Consider the following 209-nt stretch of genomic DNA (forward strand, 5'->3'; position numbering starts at 1 on the left):
GTGATGGACAGCAGCGATTGGCCGGAGGTCATGCCCTCGACAACGTACCGGGGCTGGCCTGTGCTCGAGCAGCGGCCCGAGGAGTCCGAAGACTTGTCCGTGTCGTACCAGCGCCTGATTGATGTCCTGGACAACGAGACAGGGCTGCCGCAGTTCAGTGACCAGGCTGGAATAGGGTTCCCGGTGCATGGCTTCCGCTGGCAGACCGA

The 209-nt window shown here is 63.2% G+C and carries 1 pseudogene; it reads left to right on the forward strand.

Annotated features, from left to right (window positions below):
* Nucleotides 1-209, forward strand: a pseudogene (locus HMPREF2924_RS36935) (hypothetical protein); the annotation flags it as partial.

Source organism: Pseudomonas sp. HMSC063H08, from assembly GCF_001813645.1.
In the GTDB taxonomy this organism is placed as follows: Bacteria; Pseudomonadota; Gammaproteobacteria; order Pseudomonadales; family Pseudomonadaceae; genus Pseudomonas; species Pseudomonas aeruginosa.